Below are 17,027 nucleotides of genomic sequence, written 5' to 3'. Positions count from 1 at the left end.
CGGTTATTCGGTGGTTTTGGCCGGTTCAGGCGGCCGGGCGCGCCCCACTCACCCGTGCCCGGCGCAGGGCTGAGAAATGCGACATCTCGGTGCGGGTCCAGGTACTGATGTCCCAGCGCCGGGCCGAGGCGCGCAGCGCTTTCATCCGGCCGGTGGCCTCGTCATGGTCCATGCCAAGGGCCTGGTCCAGCGCGCTGTCCATCGATGCGTGCGAGAACGGGTTGACCGGGATCGCCCCCTCCAGCAGCACCGCGCAGCCCGCGAACTCCGACAGGATCAGTGCCCCCGGATCAGCCTCGCGTCGGGCGGCACAGAATTCGCTTGCAACCAGGTTCAGGCCATCGGCCAGCGGCGTGATGGAGGCCACATCCGCCGCCGCGTAATAGGCCACCAGATCCGCCAGCGGGATCCCCTTGCCGATCAGCGCCACCGGCTGCCATTCGAAGCTGCCATAAGCGCCGTTTATGCGCCCGGTCAGTTCCTCGATCCGGGCCTGGATCTCCTGATAGGCGGTCATGTTGCGGTTGGCCTCAACCGACACCAGCATCAGCCGCACCTTGCCCCGCAGTTCGGGGCGCCGCTCTAGCAGCCGCTCAAAAGCTTCCAGCTGTTCGATATTTCCCTTGGTATAGTCGGTCCGGGACACGGACAGCACCAGCTTGCAGTCGCTCAGTTCGCGCCGGATGGCGCCGATCTTTTCGGTCACTTCATCGGTTTGCGCCAGCGCTTCGACATGGTCGAAATTCACCCCGACGGGGCTGGTATGGATCGCCACCTGGCGCCCCTTGTGGTCCAGACGCAGCGGCATGATCCTGTCATTCAGCGCCACGCCGCGCTGCACCAGTGCGTCAGGGGACTCCATGTCCTCGACCACCCGCGCCGCCCGGACCGAGCGCGCCACGGCGGCAAAGTTCTGGGCATACCGCGGGATATGAAACCCGACCGAGTCACATTGCAGCAGGGATTCCACGATCTCTTCGCGCCAGGGCAGCACGTTGAACATATCCGGACCGGGGAAGGGCGTGTGGTGGAAGAAGCAGATGGTGGCATCGGGCTTGAGCTGGCGCAGATAGCCCGGCACCAGCCACAGATTGTAGTCATGCACCCAGATAATCGCATCATCGGTGGCCTGTTCGGCCGCCGCTTCGGCAAAGGCCCAGTTCACGCTGCGAAAGGTGGGCCAGTCCACCGGGTCATAATTGTAGCGCTCCTTGAACCCGTGCAGGACGGGCCAGAACGCCTCTTTTGACGTGACGTGATAGAAGCTGCGCACCTGTTCCTCGGTCAGCGGCAGACGGCTGACGCTGTAGGTGCCGAAACTGTCCGAGATCTCGATCACCGGATCGAAGCCGGGATTCGATGTGTCCTCGGCCAGCTTCCAGGCCACCCAGGCGCCGCGGCTGACCTTGCCAAAGAACCCCTTGAGCGTGGGAACGATCCCGTTGGGGCTTGAATGTTCGCGGTATTCGATGCGCCCGTCGACCTCGACCTCCTCATAGGGTTGGCGGTGATAGACGATGACCAGATCGGATTTCATGAGAATACCTCGGGCGGTTCCGGGTGCAGATTATGGGCGTGGATGGCCTCGATGATCCCTGCGGCGCCCACTGCCTTGCAGACATGGGCGCTGGGCAGGCCGGCGACAGCCTCCAGCAACTCGGCCTCGGCCCCGCCGACAACGGCGCCAGGCAGGCCGGTTTCGAACATCGACAGGTCATTGAGCGTGTCGCCGGCCACCAGAACGCGGTCTGGCTCCAACCCCAGATAGCCGATCAGCCGCAGCAGCGATGGTCCCTTGCTGACCCCGGGGGGCAGAATGTCCACGAATCGCCCGTGCGACACCAGCACGTCGAAACCCATCCGGCGGATCGGCTCCATCCGCGCGGCATCAAAGGCCGCTGCGTCATAATGATAGGACAGGCGGAACCGAAAGGGCGTATCCTGCTCCCAGAGCCCTGGAACCTGCGATACGGCCGCGCGCAGCTCCTCCACGCGGTCCCCCCAGAGGCGGGCGATCTCTGCCTCCATCCTGGGGATGGGCTGCACCGTTCCGTTTTCGAATGTGGCGATGGTTGTCCCCACATCGCCGATCACAAAGGAGGGTGCCGGAACAAACCCGGATGCGCAAATGTCGCGGATGGCCCAGGGGTCGCGCCCGGTGACGAAAACCAGCGCCACGTCGGAGCGGCTGCGCAGCCAGTTATAAAGCCGTGTGCGCTCCGCGTCCGTGCCCCCCAGAAAGGTGCCGTCAAGATCCGTTGCCAGGACCATCCGGGCATCGGCGATTGCCCCGGTGGTCGGCACTGATGGTGTTTGTTTATCTCGCATGGCGCTCAAGATGGGGCGCCCGGGCGGCGGGGTCAAATGTCTGGGGCGCAAAGATGCGCATTTCGCTGAAATATCATGCGCGGGCGTTGAATCTGCCAATTTTTCCCGCAAAAAGAAGAAAGCCGCCCAAAAATTGGGCGGCTTTCGAATTCTCGCATCCTGCGGATGCCGCAGGCGTCAGCGGTGTCAGGCCAGGGCCAGATTGCTCGCGGACTGACGGCCGTCGCGGCCGGTTTCCATGTCGAAGGTCACCTTCTGACCATCGTCAAGGCCGCGCAGGCCGGCGCGTTCCACCGCCGAGATGTGCACGAATACGTCTTTGGACCCACCATCGGGCTGGATGAAGCCAAAACCTTTGGTAGCGTTGAACCATTTCACGGTGCCAGTGGCCATCGTGATCACTCCTGTTTTCGTCTGCTGCCCACGGAATTGCGGCAGCCCGGCTCGTCAGTGCAAGATCGAAGTCACTGTAGCCGATAGCGGAAAACAGTCGTCGATAGAGATAACGTCGCAGTCTGCAGCTTACGCATATCTGCAGCGGATTCGCAAGGAGATTCGCTTAACCCTGCAACCGGGCGGCGATGTCCAGCATACGGCAGGAAAACCCCCATTCGTTGTCATACCAGCCAAAGACGCGCAGCAGGCCGCCCTTTGTGAGGCGGGTTTCGGGCAGGGCCATGACCACGCTTTCAGGCCGCGCGCGCAGGTCGGTGGATACCAGCGGGCGGTCGGTCCAGCCGATCACACCGCCCGCGTTGCGCAACAGCGCGTTGACCTCGGCCGCGGATGCGGGTTGCCGCGGCAGGAACGCCAGGTCAATGGCCGAAACACTGGCGGTGGGCACGCGCACGGCGGCGGCTTCCAGGCGTCCGCCCAGATCGGGCAGCACGCTCTCCAGCAGGCGCTGGGCGCTGGTGGTGGTGGGCACCATGGACAGCGCCGCAGCCCGAGAGCGTGCGGGATCGCCGCGCGGGGCGTCCACGGTGGGCTGGCTGCCGGTATAGCAATGGATGGTGGTCATCCAGCCGGTTTCAATGCCCAGGGTATCATCCAGCACCCGCGCCAGCGGGGCCAGTGCGTTGGTGGTGCAGGAGGCGTTGGAAATCAGCGCATGTTCGGGGCGCAGGTCGGCTTCATTGGCGCCCAGCACCACGGTCACTTCGGCGGCCGCGGACGGGCCCGAGATCAGCACACGGCGCGCCCCCGCCCGGATGCCGCGGCGGGCAACCTCAACCCGGTCGGCACGGCCGGTGCATTCCATCACCAGATCAACGTCCGCCAGATCGATTTCCGACAGATCGCTGGCATGGGTCAGCCGCAGGCGCGTCCTGTTGACCGACAGCGCGCCATCCGCCAGCGCCACATCGCCCCGGAACGGTCCGAAGATACTGTCATATTCGAACAGATAGGCGCAATCTTCGGGGGTGGCGATGTCGTTTACTGCCACAATCTCGATATCCGGCCAGCCGCCCTGCAGCCATGCCCGCAGCACCGTGCGGCCGATCCGCCCAAAGCCATTGATTGCCACCCTGATTGCCATGATGCCCCTCCGACACAAAGACGGGCGGCGTGCAGCCGCCCGTCCATTGCATCGCTATGCTTGTGAAGACTAAAGCGCAACCTCCTGAGCCAGGCCCTTTTCGCGGGCCAGATCCACCGCCCTGGCGGCCACGGCGATATCCTGCAGGCCGACCCCGGTGCCATCGAAGACCGTGATCTGGTCATCCGAGGTCCGCCCTGGATGCGCGCCGTTGATGACCGCGCCGATGGCGGTGATGGCAGCATCCGTCAGCAGCCCCTGCGCCACGGCGTGCTGGCATTCGCCGATGCTGACGGCCTGCGCCACCTCATCGGTGAAGACGGCGGCGCGGGTCAGGATCGCGGGCTCCAGTTCCTGCTTGCCCTTGGTATCGGTGCCCATACAGGCGATATGCGTGCCGGGGCGGACATGGGCATCCATCAGGGACGCAGCCTCGGACGAGGTGATGGAGACGATCACATCCGCCTGCGCGCCCAGCTCCTCCAGGCTGACCGCCTCGAACGGCAGTCCCAGTTCGGCGGCGGTATCGGCCAGGCGCGGCAGCATTTCCGGGTGGTAGTTCCAGCCGACAACCTTTTCAAAACGCCGCTGCCGCACGGCGGCACGCATCTGAAAGGCCGATTGATGGCCCGCGCCGATCATGCCCAGCACCTTGGCATCCTTGCGCGCCAGATGCGCGATGGACACGGCCGAGGCCGCGGCGGTGCGCAGCGCTGTCAGCAGGTTGCCGCCCACCGCCGCCTGCAAGACGCCGGTGTCCGGGTCGAACAGGAACACCGTGGACTGGTGGTTGATCATGCCCTTGTCGGCATTGCCGGGGAAATAGCCGCCCGCCTTCACCCCCAGTTGCCCGCCCGCGCGGTCAAGGCCCGACTTGAACCCGTATTGCCGCCCGCCGCCAAGCGCCTCGCGCACCACGGGGAAGTTATAGGCGTCATCGCGGGCCATGGCGCCAAAGACGGCCTCGATGGCGGTAAAGGCGTCATCATGGTCAAGCAGGCCGTTGATCGCGGCTTCGGGCACAATCCACATGCGCAGTCCTTTCTAGTGCAGGTCTTCGTGAAAACGGCCCCGGGCCGAACCCGGGGCCGCGATGGCATCCTCTGAAAGCGGGTGCGCTCAGTAGGCCTTGCCGCGGGCGCTGACGGGCCAGACGGTTTCGACCTTGCCGTTGCGCACGCCCACATACCAGTCATGCACGTTGCAGGTGGGGTCGCAATGGCCCGGCACCAGGCGCAATTTCTCATTGACCTTGAGCACGTTGCCGGTGTCTTCGATGACGCCGTGTTCGTCCGAGCATTTGACGTATTTCACATCATCGCGGCCAAAGACGAAGGGCAGGCCGCTGTCCACGGACTGCGCCTTCAGACCGGCATCGACGATTGCCTTGCCCGGTTTGGCGCGGCTCATGACGCTGGTCAGCAGGAACAGCGCGTTCTCCCATTCGCCCTGGTCGATGCGGTTGCCGTCCTTGTCCAGGATCCGGCCGTAATCGGCATCCATGAAGGCGTAGGAGCCGCACTGAAGCTCGTTATACACGCCGCTGGTGGATTCGAAGTAATAGCTGCCGGTGCCGCCGCCGCCGACGATGTCGCACTCCAGCCCCTCGGCCTTCAGCGTGTCCACCGCGTCCTTGACCATGGCCACGGCCACGTCGATCTTGGCTTTGCGGTCCTCATAGCTGTCCATGTGCTGCATGGCGCCCTGATAGGCCTGCAGCCCGGCGAATTTCAACCCCGGCGCGGCGTCGATGGCCTTGGCGATTTCAACCACCTCAGGGGTGGTGGTGACGCCGCAGCGCCCGGCGCCGCAGTCGATTTCCACCAGGCATTCGATTTCCGTGCCGTGCTTTTGCGCCGCCGCCGACAGATCGGCCACGTTCTCCACATCATCCACGCAGCAGATGGTGCGGGCGCCCAGCTTCGGCATGCGGGCCAGCCGGTCGATCTTGGCCGGGTCCCGCACCTGGTTCGACACCAGCACATCCTTGACGCCCGCGCGGGCAAAGACCTCGGCCTCCGACACCTTCTGGCAACAGACGCCACAGGCGCCACCAAGCTTTTCCTGCAGGAAATACACATCCACCGATTTGTGCATCTTGCCATGCACGCGGTGGCGCATCCCGTGTTCGCGCGCGTAGTCGCCCATCTTCTTGATGTTGCGCTCCAGCGCGTCCAGGTCCAGCACCAGGCAGGGGGTCTGGATATCGGCCTCGTCCATCCCGGGCAGGGCAGGGACGTCCATGCCGACTTCGAGTTCGTCGAGTACAACAGGCTTGTTCATCGTCTTATCCTTTCATCCAGGGAAGCTTGTCCAGATCGACATTGCCGCCCGTCACAATAACACCGACCCGCTTGCCGCGGAACACTTCGGGGTTTTTCAGAATCACCGCCAGCGGCACGGCGCAGGACGGCTCCATCACGATCTTCATCCGCGCCCAGGTCAGTTTCATCGCATCGATGATTTCCTGTTCGCTGGCGGTCAGGATGTCGGTCACATGGTTGGACACGAAATGCCAGGTCAGGTCCTTCAGCGGCACTTTCAGACCGTCTGCCACCGTGTTCGGTGCGTCATCGGCGATGATATGGCCCGCCTTGAAGCTGCGATAGGCGTCATCGGCCTGTTCGGGCTCGGCGGCATAGATTTCCACATGGGGGGCGATGTTCGACAGCGTCAGGCAGGTGCCCGAGATCATGCCGCCGCCGCCGATGGGCGCGATCACCGCGTCCAGCCCCTGAACCTGCTCCATGAACTCGCGCGAGCATGTCCCTTGCCCGGCGATCACGCGCGGATCGTTATAGGGGTGGACGAATTCGGCGCCGGTCTCGGCCTCGACCCTGGCGAACACCTCCTCGCGCGAGGTGGTGGAGGGTTCGCATTCGGTGATGATCCCGCCATAGCCGCGCACCGCGTCCTTCTTTGCCTGGGGTGCGGTGCGGGGCATGACCACATGGCAGGGGATGCCCCGGCGCCCGGCGGCATAGCTGAGTGACAGCGCATGGTTGCCGCTGGAATGGGTGGCCACGCCACGCCTGGCGTCTTCATCCGACAGGCCGAAAACGGCGTTGCAGGCGCCGCGCACCTTGAAGGCGCCGGCCTTCTGGAAGTTCTCGCATTTGAAGAACAGCTCGGCGCCGGAAAGCTGGTTCATGTATTCGGATGTCAGCACCGGCGTGCGGTGGATATGGGGTTTGATACGCTCATGCGCGTCCACCACATCCTGGAATTCGGGCACCATCAGCCCGGAGACGTCTTTCATCGTTTCCCTCCCCTGCGTTGCGCGGGCGTGCGGCGGGTTGTGCACCCGTCCGCACCGGCGTCTTCACTATCTAGGCCGCGACGCGCTGTTCTTCCAGCGCAGTGGAACGATAATACTCCTGCGCGGCGGCGACGCCAGAGCCGGGCGCTACCGGCCAGCCCAGATCGGCCATGCACATTTCCGCCGTGGCCAGCCCCGAGAGCATCATCACATCCGTCAGGCTGCCCAGGTGTCCGATGCGGAACACCTTGCCCGCAACCTCGCCCAGCCCCACGCCAAAGGCGACGCCGTATTTCGAGGCCGCCAGGGTCACCACATCGGTGCCGTTGAACCCTTCGGGCGCGACCACGGCGGTGACCGTGTTGGAATAGAGCGCCGGACGCGCCGCACAGGGGCGCAGACCCCAGGCCGCAATCGCGCGGCGCACACCTTCGGCAATGCGGTGGTGGCGGGCATAGACATTCTCCAGCCCTTCGGCCTTGAGCATCTCGATGCTGACGGCCAGGCCGTTGATCAGCCCCACGGGCGGGGTGAAGGGATAGCCGCCGCCGCTGTAGCTGTTGAGCATGTCGCGCAGATCGAAATAGGCGCGGCGCAGGTTTGCGCCCTCCATCGCCTTGACCGCGCGGGGCGACAGACCAAGGATCGCCAGTCCGGCGGGCAGCATGAACCCCTTTTGCGACCCGGCCACGGCGATATCGACGCCCCAGGACACCATTTCGAAGGGCACCGACCCGATGGAGCTGACGCCATCCACCATCAGCAGCGCAGGGTGCGCTGCACCATCCATGGCGCGGCGCAGCCCGGCAATGTCCGAAAGCACACCGGTCGCGGTTTCATTATGCGTGGCCAGAACGGCACGGATCCGATGTTCGCGGTCGGCGGCCAGCGCCTCGCCCATGGCCTGAACGGGGCAGCCTTCGCCCCATGGGGCTTCGATCACCTGCACGTCCAGTCCGTGACGGCGGCACAGGTCAATCCAGCGCTGGCTGAACATGCCGTGGCGCGCGGCCAATACGCGGTCACCGGGGGACAGCGTGTTGGTGATTGCCGCTTCCCATCCACCGGTGCCGGTGGCGGGCAGGATCAGGACCTCGCCCGCGGTGGGGCTCATGCCCAGAACCTCGCGCACACCGGCAGCGGCGGGGCGGAACATCTGTGCAAAGCTGGGCGAGCGGTGGTCGATCGTGGGCATGTCGCAGGCCTTGCGGATGACCTCGGGCATATTGGTCGGACCGGGGATGAAGACCGGGTTCTGGAATGACATGGGCTGAGCCTCCCTCAAGATGGGGCGACTGTACTGCCGGGTGTCCGGCGGTGCAATTTTTTTGAAAATAACTTTCATAAGGTGAAAAATAGGAATTGCGCCATATGAATCAATGCGGTAGCATTTTTCATAGTCGGAAACCGTTTTTCATTTCCTTGAAAGATCGCGCAAACAGGGGGTGCCGATGACCGAATCCACACCGCGCGCCGCCCGGCGGGGGCGGCCCCGTGCGTTTCAAGATCGTAGCGAACAGAACACCATACGGGCGCTGGACCGGGCCATGGCGCTTCTGCACCGCCTCAGCCAGACCGACGGGTTGTCGCTGACCGATCTGGCGCAGGAGGCGGGGGAATCCCCCGCGACCGTCTACAGGGTGCTCATCACGCTGCAGGCGCATGGAATGGTCGAACTGGACCCGGCCACCCAGCTTTGGCATGTCGGGGCGGGCACCTTTCGCGCCGGAACAGCCTTCTTGCGCCGCACCAGTGTGGTTGAGCGCGCCCGCGGCCCCATGGCTCGGCTGATGCGCGACACGGGCGAAACCGCCAACCTGGGCATCGAACAGGCAGATGAGGTGCTGTTTCTGAGCCAGGTGGAAACCCACAGCGCGATCCGGGCCTTTTTCCCGCCCGGAACGCGCAGCCCCATGCATGTGTCCGGGATCGGCAAGGCATTGCTGGCCTGGATGCCCGCCACGCAGCTTGAGGCGATCGTGGCACGCAAGGGGCTGGAGCGGTTCACCTCCAGTTCGCTGGTCACGCCTGAGGCGCTGGCCGATGATCTGAGCGCGACGCGTGCGCGCGGATACGCCCTGGACGACGAAGAGCGCGCCGAAGGCATGCGCTGCATCGCCGCCCCGGTGTTCAACGCCCATGCCGAACCTGTGGCCGGGCTGTCCGTCTCGGCCCCCAGCTTTCGGCTGGCGCGTGCAGATGCTCCGCAGATTGGTGGATTGGTTCAGCGCGCGGCCGCGGAGGTGACCCGCGCCATCGGGGGGCTCTGGCCCGAAGGCGAAAAGACAGAGTAAAAGAATCGGGAATTGACAAATCCGACTGCATGAGTCAGAAATTCTGTCAGCCAGTGCCTCTTGGCCCGCCAGAACCCGCAATCCGGGCGCGGCCTTGCAAGGCCTGCGCCGCGAAAGACAGAGGATCTTGTCATGACCATTGCCCTGCGCCCCATCCGGCCAAATCCCGTCGAAAGCGTGCCCGTGCATGATGCCCAGGTGTTGACCCAGGGCGGCCAGCAGGCCCGGATCGTACTGGATGGCAAGGTGTATCAGTTGCGCATCACGCGCGCCGGCAAGCTGATTCTGACCAAGTGATGTGCGAAAGGGCCGCCCGATGATCGTCTGTCACTGCGCCACCATCAGCAGCCACGAGATCCGCGCCGCGGTGGACTGGATGCGCGCCGCCGACCCCGAGACCATCATCACGCCGGGCAAGATCTATCGCGCCCTGGGCAAGCGCGCCGATTGTGGTGGCTGTCTGCCGGTTTTTCTGGCTCAGATGGAACAATGCGACACGTTCGGCGTTCCGGACCTGCGTGGCGCAGCACGCTTTACGCCAGCCAAAGGAGTACGACATGAAGGGCGACGCAAAGGTCATCGAGTATCTGAACAAGGCTTTGCGCAGTGAGTTGACGGCTGTCAGCCAGTATTGGCTGCATTTCCGCCTGCAGGAAGACTGGGGCTATGGCCGTCTGGCCGCCAAGTCCCGCGCCGAGAGCATCGAGGAAATGCATCACGCCGACAAGCTGATCGAACGTATTCTTTTTCTGGAGGGGCATCCGAACCTGCAGAAGCTGGATCCGATCCGCACCGGCCAGGACCTGCGCGAAACGCTGGAATGCGATCTGGCTGGCGAGCATGACGCGCGCACCCTCTATATCGAAGCGCGCGATCATTGTGACAGCGTGGGGGATTACGTGTCCAAGAACCTGTTCGAGGAGCTGATCGCCGACGAGGAAGGCCATATCGACTTTCTGGAGACGCAACTGTCCCTGTATGAGCAACTGGGCGGTGAGCGTTACGGATTGCTGCAGGCCCAACCGGCGAACGAGGCCGAGTGATCCCTGCGCGCCCTGCCTGCTGTCGGGGGGCGCGCGATCCCAGACCGCTGAAGCGCCCACGAGCCGCGCCCCACCCACCCACCCGCGCGCCTCGTGGGCGCTGCCCTGCATGCAGGGCAGTTTCGATGATCAAGGGTGGGGTGGCCTCATCTTGGCCAGCTAATTTCTTCAAGCTTGAAATATACTGCGATGCATGGCAGGGTCTGGATGGTCAATCGCGGAGGCTTGCATGCGGATTCTGTGTCTGGGCGGCGGCCCCGCGGGGTTGTATTTCGCCATTTCCATGAAGCTGCGCGATCCTTCGCATCATGTGACAGTGCTGGAGCGCAACCGCGCCAATGACACTTTCGGCTGGGGCGTGGTGCTGTCGGATGATGCGCTGTCACGGATGGAGCGCAACGACCCGATCTCGACCCGGGCGATCCGCAGCCAGTTTGCCTATTGGGATGACATTGCCGTGGTCCATGGCGGGCATCGGACGGTCTCGGGCGGGCATGGGTTCGCGGGCATCGGGCGCAAGGCGATGCTGGTCCTGCTGCAGGAGCGTGCGCGCGCGCTGGGCGTGGACTTGCGGTTCGAGAGTGAGTTCGAGCGCGCCGAGACCTACCGCCCGGATTACGATCTGGTGGTCGCCTGCGACGGCATCAACTCGCGCGTGCGCACGGAATATGCCGAGGTCTTCTGCCCTGACATCGACACCCGCAAATGCAAGTTCGTCTGGCTGGGAACGCATGCGAAATTCGACGATGCCTTTACCTTCATCTTCGAAAAGACTCCGCATGGCTGGGTCTGGGCGCATGTCTACCAGTTCGATGACAGCACCGCGACCTTCATCGTGGAATGCCTGCCCGAGACATGGGACCGCTGGGGGTTCGCGCATATGTCGAAGGAGGAAACGGTCGAAACCTGCCGCCGGATCTTTGCCGATCATCTGGACGGGCATGCGCTGATGTCCAATGCCGCGCATCTGCGCGGCTCGGCCGTGTGGATGCAGTTCCCGCGGGTGATCTGCGAGCGCTGGTATCATGAAAACGTGGTGCTGATGGGGGATGCGGCGGCGACGGGGCATTTTTCCATCGGGTCCGGCACGCGGCTGGCCTTCGACAGCGCCATCGCCCTGGCCGAATACCTGCATTCCGAACCGGACATGCAGTCCGCCTTTGCCCGCTATCAGGATGAACGCCGGCTGGAGGTGCTGCGCCTGCAATCGGCGGCGCGCAACTCGCTGGAGTGGTTCGAGGAGGTGGAGCGCTATCTGGACATGCCGCCCCTGCAATTCGCCTATTCCCTGCTGACGCGCAGCCAGCGGATCAGCCATGAGAACCTGCGCCTGCGTGATCCGGACTGGCTGCGCGGGGCCGAGGACTGGTTTGCCACGCAGGCCGGCGGGCAGACGGGCCGTGCGCCCATGTTCCAGCCCTTCCGGCTGCGCAAGATGGAGGTGAAGAACCGCATCGTGGTCTCGCCCATGGCGCAGTACAAGGCGGTCGACGGCTGCCCCACCGACTGGCATTTCGTCCATTACGCCGAACGCGCCAAGGGGGGCGCGGGGCTGGTCTTTACCGAAATGACCTGCGTCTCGCCCGAGGGGCGGATCACGCCGGGTTGCCCGGGGCTTTATGCTCCGGAACACGAGGTCGCGTGGCGCCGTCTGGTGGATTTTGTCCATGCCGAGACAGACGCCAGACTCTGCTGCCAGATCGGGCATTCGGGGCGCAAGGGGTCCACCCAACTGGGGTGGGAAGAGATGGACGCGCCGCTGCCTGCGGGCAACTGGCCGATCATGAGTGCCAGCGCCATCCCATGGTCCGCGCGCAATGCCGTGCCGCGTGACATGACGCGCGAAGACATGGATCTGGTGCGCGATCAGTTCGTGGCCGCCACGGAAATGGCCGCGCGGGCGGGGTTCGACATGATCGAATTGCACGCCGCGCATGGATACCTGATTTCCAGCTTCATCAGCCCTGTGTCGAACATCCGCACGGATGCCTATGGTGGCAGCCTGGAAAACCGCCTGCGCTACCCGCTGGAGGTCTTCGCCGCCATGCGCGCGGCCTGGCCTGCGGAAAAGCCGATGTCGGTGCGGATTTCGGCCCATGATTGGCGCGGCGACGACGGCATCACGCCCGAGGATGCGGTGGCGATCGCGCAGGCGTTCAGGGCGGCGGGGGCGGATATCATCGACGTCTCCGCCGGGCAGACCAGCCCCGAGGCCCGCCCCGTCTATGGCCGCATGTTCCAGACGCCGTTCTCCGACCGCATCCGGAACGAGGCGGGGATTGCGACGATGGCCGTGGGCAACATCTATGAACCCGACCATGTGAATTCGATCCTGATGGCCGGGCGGGCTGATCTGGTCTGTCTGGCGCGTCCGCATCTGGCAAACCCGTATTGGACTCTGCATGCCGCCACCGTGCTGGGCGATACCGCAACGCAATGGCCCGCGCCCTATCTGCCCGGCGCCGAGCAGGCGCGGCGGCTGGCCGAACGCGCCGCGCAGCAGGCCGAGGAGTTCCGCGCATGACCCGCCGCGTGCTGATCACTGGCGGCGGCTCGGGCATTGGCCGCGCGCTGGCCCGCGCCTTTGCCGAAGCGGATGACAAGGTGACGATCAGCGGGCGCCGGATGGACGCCTTGCGCGAAACCGATGGCGGGCGCGGGATGGAATGCCGCAAGGCGGATGTGACCGATGAGGCATCGGTCGCGGCGCTGTTCGATGCCTCCTTCGATGTGGTGATCGCCAATGCGGGCGGGGGCACAGCGGGCAGGCTGCGCAACATCACGCTGGAGGACTGGAACCGGACGCTGGCGGTGAATCTGACCGGCACCTTCCTGACCTTTCGTGCGGCGCTCGAAGGGATGGGCGCAGGCGGGCGGCTGATCGCCATGGCCTCGACCGCCAGCCTGAAGGGCGGGCCGACGATCGCGGCCTATGCGGCCTCCAAGCACGGGGTGCTGGGGCTGGTGCGTTCGGTCGCGCTGGAGGTGGCGAAAAGGGGCATCACCTGCAACGCCATCTGCCCCGGCTTCGTGGACACACCACTGGCCGAAGCCGCTGCGCAGGCGGTGCAGGAGCGCTACGGGCTGGAGCGCGCTGCGGCCGAGGCCCGCGTGGTCGAAGGCAACCCCGTGGGGCGTCTGGTGGCTCCGTCCGAAGTTGTGGCGGCTGCGCGGTTTCTTGCATCGCCCGAAGCGTCTATGGTGAACGGACACGCGCTGTCGGTGTCGGGGGGAGAGGTATGAGCGAACCGGTCGATGACCTGCTGTCCAGGCGCCGTCTGCGCGCATGGTTGCGCCTGCTGGGGGTGGCGCGCAAGGTGGAGAACCATCTGCGCGAATTCCTGCGGGTGGAACACGCCACCACCCTGCCGCGGTTCGACGTGATGGCCGCGCTGCACGCCAATGGCGGGCCGATGACGATGACGGAACTCAGCCGCCGGTTGCTGGTGTCCAATGGCAATGCCACGGCGGTAGTGGACCGGCTGGAGCGCGACGGGCTGGCGCGGCGCACGCCCTCGCCCGATGACCGACGCACCGTGCATGTGGCGCTGACCGAAGTGGGGCACCGCCGGTTCGAGGAATTGGCTGCCGATCACGCGCGCGAGGTGAACAAGCTGCTGGCCGGGCTGACGGCCCAGGACCTGGACGCCTTGCGCGGCGTGATGCATCGGATGCGCGGGGGGCAGGGATGAGCGGTTTTGGCACCACCAGCATGGCCGGGCACAAGCCTGTGCATTTCCTGTGGGACTGGCGCGACCGGATCGCCGTGATCCGCCTGAATCGGCCCGAGCGCAAGAACCCGCTGACCTTCGACAGTTATGCCGAATTGCGCGACACTTTCCGTGCGCTGGCCCATGCGCGGGACGTGGATGTGGTGGTGATCGCCTCGAACGGGGGGAATTTCTGTTCGGGCGGGGATGTGCATGACATCATCGGCCCCCTGGTCGGCATGGAGATGAAGGACCTGCTGGCCTTCACCCGCATGACCGGCGATCTGGTCAAGGCGATGATCGGCTGTGGGCGCCCGGTGATTTCGGCGGTGGACGGGGTGGCCGTGGGGGCCGGGGCGATCATGGCGATGGCGTCCGACCTGCGGCTGGCCACGCCCGAGGCCGTCTGCGCCTTCCTGTTCACGCGTGTCGGGCTCGCGGGGTGTGACATGGGGGCCTGCGCCATGCTGCCCCGGATCATCGGGCAGGGGCGGGCGGCGGAACTGCTGTACACCGGTCGGTCCATGCGGGCCGAGGAGGGGCATGCCTGGGGGTTCTGGAACGCGCTGCATCCGGCGGCGGAACTGGAGGATGCGGCGCTGGCGCTGGCGCATCGGCTGGCCGCGGGGCCGGTCTTTGCCCATGGGATCACCAAGACGCAGCTCAATCAGGAATGGAACATGGGGCTGGAGCAGGCGATCGAGGCCGAGGCGCAGGCCCAGGCGCTCTGCATGCAGACCCGCGATTTCGAGCGAGCGTATCGGGCGTTCGTCGCCAAGGAAAAGCCGGTGTTCGAGGGGGACTGAGCGGGGTTTGGGGGCGCTGCCCCCGTCGCCGCGTTGCGGCGACTCCCCCGGAGTATTTGGAGCAGGAAATTTGGCGGATCGGAGCTATATCGACTGGCCGTTCTTCGAGGACCGGCACCGCGATCTGGCCGCGGGGCTGGAGGCGTGGTGCGCGGCGCATCTGCCGGTGGATCATGGCGATGTGGACGCGGCCTGCCGTGGACTGGTGGCGGCGTTGGGGGACGCGGGCTGGTTGCAGTATACCGGGGCGGAGGCGGGCGTGCGGCTGGATGTGCGCACGCTGTGCCTGATCCGCGAGACGCTGGCGCAGCACGATGCGCTGGCTGATTTCGCCTTTGCCATGCAGGGGCTGGGGATGGGGGCGGTGACGCTGTTCGGGGATGGGCCGCAGCGGGTGTGGTTGGAGCAGACGCGGGCGGGGGCGGCGATTGCGGGGTTTGCGCTGACGGAGCCGGGGTCGGGGTCGGATGTGGCGGCGTCTTCGGCAACCGCGGTGCGCGCGGGCGGTGGCTGGGTGTTGAACGGCGAGAAGACCTATATCTCGAACGGTGGGATCGCCGATGTCTATGTGGTGATCGCCCGCACGGGCGAGGCGCCGGGGGCGCGGGGGCTTTCGGCTTTCCTGATGCCCGCCGATACTCCCGGGCTGGAGGTGGTGGAGCGGATCGAGGTCATGGCCCCGCATCCGCTGGCGCATCTTCGGATGACCGACCTGCGCCTGCCCGGGGGCGCGCTGATCGGCGCGCCTGGGGCGGGGTTCAAGCAGGCCATGGCGGTGCTGGACCATTTCCGCCCCACGGTGGGGGCGGCGGCGCTGGGGATGGCGCGGCGTGCGCTGGACGAAAGCCTGGGCCGGGTGCGGGCGCGGCAGCTCTTTGGCGCGCCCATGGCCGAGTTGCAGATGGTGCAGGGGCATCTGGCGGACATGGCGCTGGGGATCGATGCCAGCGCGCTGCTGGTCTATCGCGCGGCCTGGGCCAAGGACATGGGCGCGGCGCGGATCACGCGCGAGGCGGCGATGGCCAAGCTGCACGCCACCGAGACCGCGCAAAAGGTCATTGACGCGGCAGTGCAGCTCTTTGGCGGGGACGGGGTGCGCAAGGGCATGGCGGTCGAAAGCCTCTATCGCGATATCCGCGCCTTGCGCATCTATGAAGGGGCCAGCGACGTGCAGAAGATCGTCATTGCGCGGTCGGTGCTGGAGGGCAGCCCATGAGCTATGCGCGCGTCATTGCGGTGGAATTCAACCATTGTGACCCGGCGGGGATCGTCTTCTATCCGCGATATTTCGAAATGATCAATTCGGTGGTCGAGAATTTCTTTGATGAAGAACTGCATTACCCCTTTTCGCGGATGCATGTCGAGGAAGGCTATGCCGTGCCCACCGCGCGGATCGAGACCGAATTCCATGCGCCGTCATGGTTGGGGGAGCGGTTGCAGTTTGAACTGGAAGTGACACGGGTCGGGCGCAGCAGCCTGCATCTCACCCTTGTGGCCCGGGGCGGCGATGGGCCCAAGCTGACAGCGTGGTCGGTGCTGGTGTTCGTGAATCGCGACGGGCGGCCCGAACGCTGGCCTGAAGATGTCCGCGAGAAACTGGAGCGTATGAGCACGGAGGCGCGCGATGTCTGATAGAGCCCATGAAATCCTGCACCCCGCGCATTGGAAGCCGGCGGTCGGCTACGCCAACGGGATCGCTGCGCGCGGGCGGATGGTGTTCTGCGGCGGCCTGATCGGGTGGAACGCGCAGCAGGAGTTCGAGACCGACGATTTTGCCGGACAGGTGGCGCAGACCCTGCGCAATATCGTGGCGGTCCTGGCCGAGGCGGGCGCGCGGCCCGAGCATCTGGTGCGGTTGACCTGGTATGTTACCGACAAGCGCGCCTATCTGGACGGCCTGCGCGATATAGGGCGCGCCTATCGCGGGATCATCGGGCGGCATTACCCGGCGATGGCGCTGGTGCAGGTTGTGGCGCTGGTCGAGGACCGGGCATTGGTCGAGATCGAGGCGACGGCGGTGATCCCTGAGGAGGAGGGCAGGTCATGA

Annotated in this window: 19 protein-coding genes; 11 read left to right on the top strand and 8 right to left on the bottom strand. The window is 65.4% G+C overall.

The annotated features are described in order from the left end of the window. Positions 1-25 precede the first annotated feature (25 nt). From ggpS to bhcA, 8 genes are all read right to left on the bottom strand, one after another. Positions 26-1,537, bottom strand: a complete 1,512-nt coding sequence (gene ggpS, locus HUK65_RS05695) for a glucosylglycerol-phosphate synthase (RefSeq protein WP_179905177.1) — start codon at positions 1,535-1,537, stop codon at positions 26-28. Next, positions 1,534-2,328, bottom strand: coding sequence for an HAD-IIB family hydrolase (locus HUK65_RS05690; protein ID WP_179905176.1), 795 nt, complete (start codon positions 2,326-2,328; stop codon positions 1,534-1,536). Before HUK65_RS05690 ends, ggpS begins: the two co-directional genes overlap by 4 nt. Positions 2,329-2,514: 186 nt before the next feature. Beyond that, positions 2,515-2,721 (bottom strand): cold-shock protein, encoded by a 207-nt coding sequence (locus HUK65_RS05685; protein ID WP_179905175.1) that lies wholly within the window; start codon positions 2,719-2,721, stop codon positions 2,515-2,517. 166 nt (positions 2,722-2,887) lie between these two features. Continuing rightward, positions 2,888-3,868 carry a type I glyceraldehyde-3-phosphate dehydrogenase gene (locus HUK65_RS05680; RefSeq protein WP_179905174.1) on the bottom strand — a complete coding sequence of 327 codons (981 nt, stop codon included), beginning with the start codon at positions 3,866-3,868 and terminating at the stop codon, positions 2,888-2,890. A 69-nt stretch (positions 3,869-3,937) separates the two neighbouring features. Further along, entirely contained in the window at positions 3,938-4,900 is a 963-nt protein-coding gene (gene bhcD, locus HUK65_RS05675) for an iminosuccinate reductase BhcD (protein WP_179905173.1), read from the bottom strand. Positions 4,901-4,987: 87 nt separating this feature from the next. Further along, positions 4,988-6,151, bottom strand: a complete 1,164-nt coding sequence (bhcC, locus tag HUK65_RS05670; RefSeq protein ID WP_179905172.1) for a 3-hydroxy-D-aspartate aldolase BhcC — start codon at positions 6,149-6,151, stop codon at positions 4,988-4,990. Positions 6,152-6,155: 4 nt separating this feature from the next. Beyond that, positions 6,156-7,127 (bottom strand): beta-hydroxyaspartate dehydratase BhcB, encoded by a 972-nt coding sequence (gene bhcB, locus HUK65_RS05665; RefSeq protein ID WP_179905171.1) that lies wholly within the window; start codon positions 7,125-7,127, stop codon positions 6,156-6,158. A gap of 70 nt (positions 7,128-7,197) precedes the next feature. Next, entirely contained in the window at positions 7,198-8,394 is a 1,197-nt protein-coding gene (gene bhcA / locus HUK65_RS05660) for an L-aspartate--glyoxylate aminotransferase BhcA (RefSeq protein WP_179905170.1), read from the bottom strand. 184 nt (positions 8,395-8,578) lie between these two features. Here bhcA and bhcR point away from each other — a divergent pair, with 184 nt between their 5' ends. The 11 genes from bhcR to HUK65_RS05605 all read left to right on the top strand — a co-directional run bounded on the left by bhcR (position 8,579) and on the right by HUK65_RS05605 (position 17,027). After that, entirely contained in the window at positions 8,579-9,421 is an 843-nt protein-coding gene (gene bhcR / locus HUK65_RS05655) for an HTH-type transcriptional regulator BhcR (protein WP_179905169.1), read from the top strand. Between the two features lie 132 nt (positions 9,422-9,553). Next, the gene (hemP, locus tag HUK65_RS05650) at positions 9,554-9,718 is read left to right on the top strand and encodes a hemin uptake protein HemP (protein ID WP_179905168.1); all 165 of its coding nucleotides are present in this window, start codon (positions 9,554-9,556) and stop codon (positions 9,716-9,718) included. A 19-nt stretch (positions 9,719-9,737) separates the two neighbouring features. Next, positions 9,738-10,031, top strand: a complete 294-nt coding sequence (locus tag HUK65_RS05645; protein WP_179905167.1) for a (2Fe-2S)-binding protein — start codon at positions 9,738-9,740, stop codon at positions 10,029-10,031. Continuing rightward, positions 9,979-10,464, top strand: a complete 486-nt coding sequence (gene bfr, locus HUK65_RS05640) for a bacterioferritin (protein WP_179905166.1) — start codon at positions 9,979-9,981, stop codon at positions 10,462-10,464. The genes HUK65_RS05645 and bfr overlap by 53 nt, the downstream gene beginning before the upstream one ends. Before the next feature lie 229 nt (positions 10,465-10,693). After that, positions 10,694-12,988: a bifunctional salicylyl-CoA 5-hydroxylase/oxidoreductase gene (locus tag HUK65_RS05635; RefSeq protein ID WP_179905165.1), complete on the top strand. Its 2,295-nt coding sequence runs from the start codon at positions 10,694-10,696 to the stop codon at positions 12,986-12,988. Continuing rightward, entirely contained in the window at positions 12,985-13,707 is a 723-nt protein-coding gene (locus HUK65_RS05630; protein ID WP_179905164.1) for an SDR family NAD(P)-dependent oxidoreductase, read from the top strand. Before HUK65_RS05635 ends, HUK65_RS05630 begins: the two co-directional genes overlap by 4 nt. Continuing rightward, the gene (locus tag HUK65_RS05625) at positions 13,704-14,156 is read left to right on the top strand and encodes a MarR family winged helix-turn-helix transcriptional regulator (protein WP_179905163.1); all 453 of its coding nucleotides are present in this window, start codon (positions 13,704-13,706) and stop codon (positions 14,154-14,156) included. Before HUK65_RS05630 ends, HUK65_RS05625 begins: the two co-directional genes overlap by 4 nt. Before the next feature lie 20 nt (positions 14,157-14,176). Continuing rightward, on the top strand, positions 14,177-14,980 hold the full coding sequence (locus tag HUK65_RS05620) for an enoyl-CoA hydratase family protein (RefSeq protein WP_235441793.1): 804 nt from the start codon (positions 14,177-14,179) through the stop codon (positions 14,978-14,980). A 70-nt stretch (positions 14,981-15,050) separates the two neighbouring features. Beyond that, positions 15,051-16,196 carry an acyl-CoA dehydrogenase family protein gene (locus HUK65_RS05615; RefSeq protein WP_179905161.1) on the top strand — a complete coding sequence of 382 codons (1,146 nt, stop codon included), beginning with the start codon at positions 15,051-15,053 and terminating at the stop codon, positions 16,194-16,196. Then, entirely contained in the window at positions 16,193-16,612 is a 420-nt protein-coding gene (locus tag HUK65_RS05610) for an acyl-CoA thioesterase (RefSeq protein WP_179905160.1), read from the top strand. Before HUK65_RS05615 ends, HUK65_RS05610 begins: the two co-directional genes overlap by 4 nt. Continuing rightward, a complete protein-coding gene (locus HUK65_RS05605; protein ID WP_179905159.1) occupies positions 16,605-17,027 on the top strand; it encodes a RidA family protein in 423 nt (140 codons plus the stop codon). The genes HUK65_RS05610 and HUK65_RS05605 overlap by 8 nt, the downstream gene beginning before the upstream one ends.

It is taken from the genome of Rhabdonatronobacter sediminivivens (genome assembly GCF_013415485.1).
GTDB lineage: Bacteria > Pseudomonadota > Alphaproteobacteria > Rhodobacterales > Rhodobacteraceae > Rhabdonatronobacter > Rhabdonatronobacter sediminivivens.
This window is presented reverse-complemented; position numbering and strand designations above follow the sequence as displayed.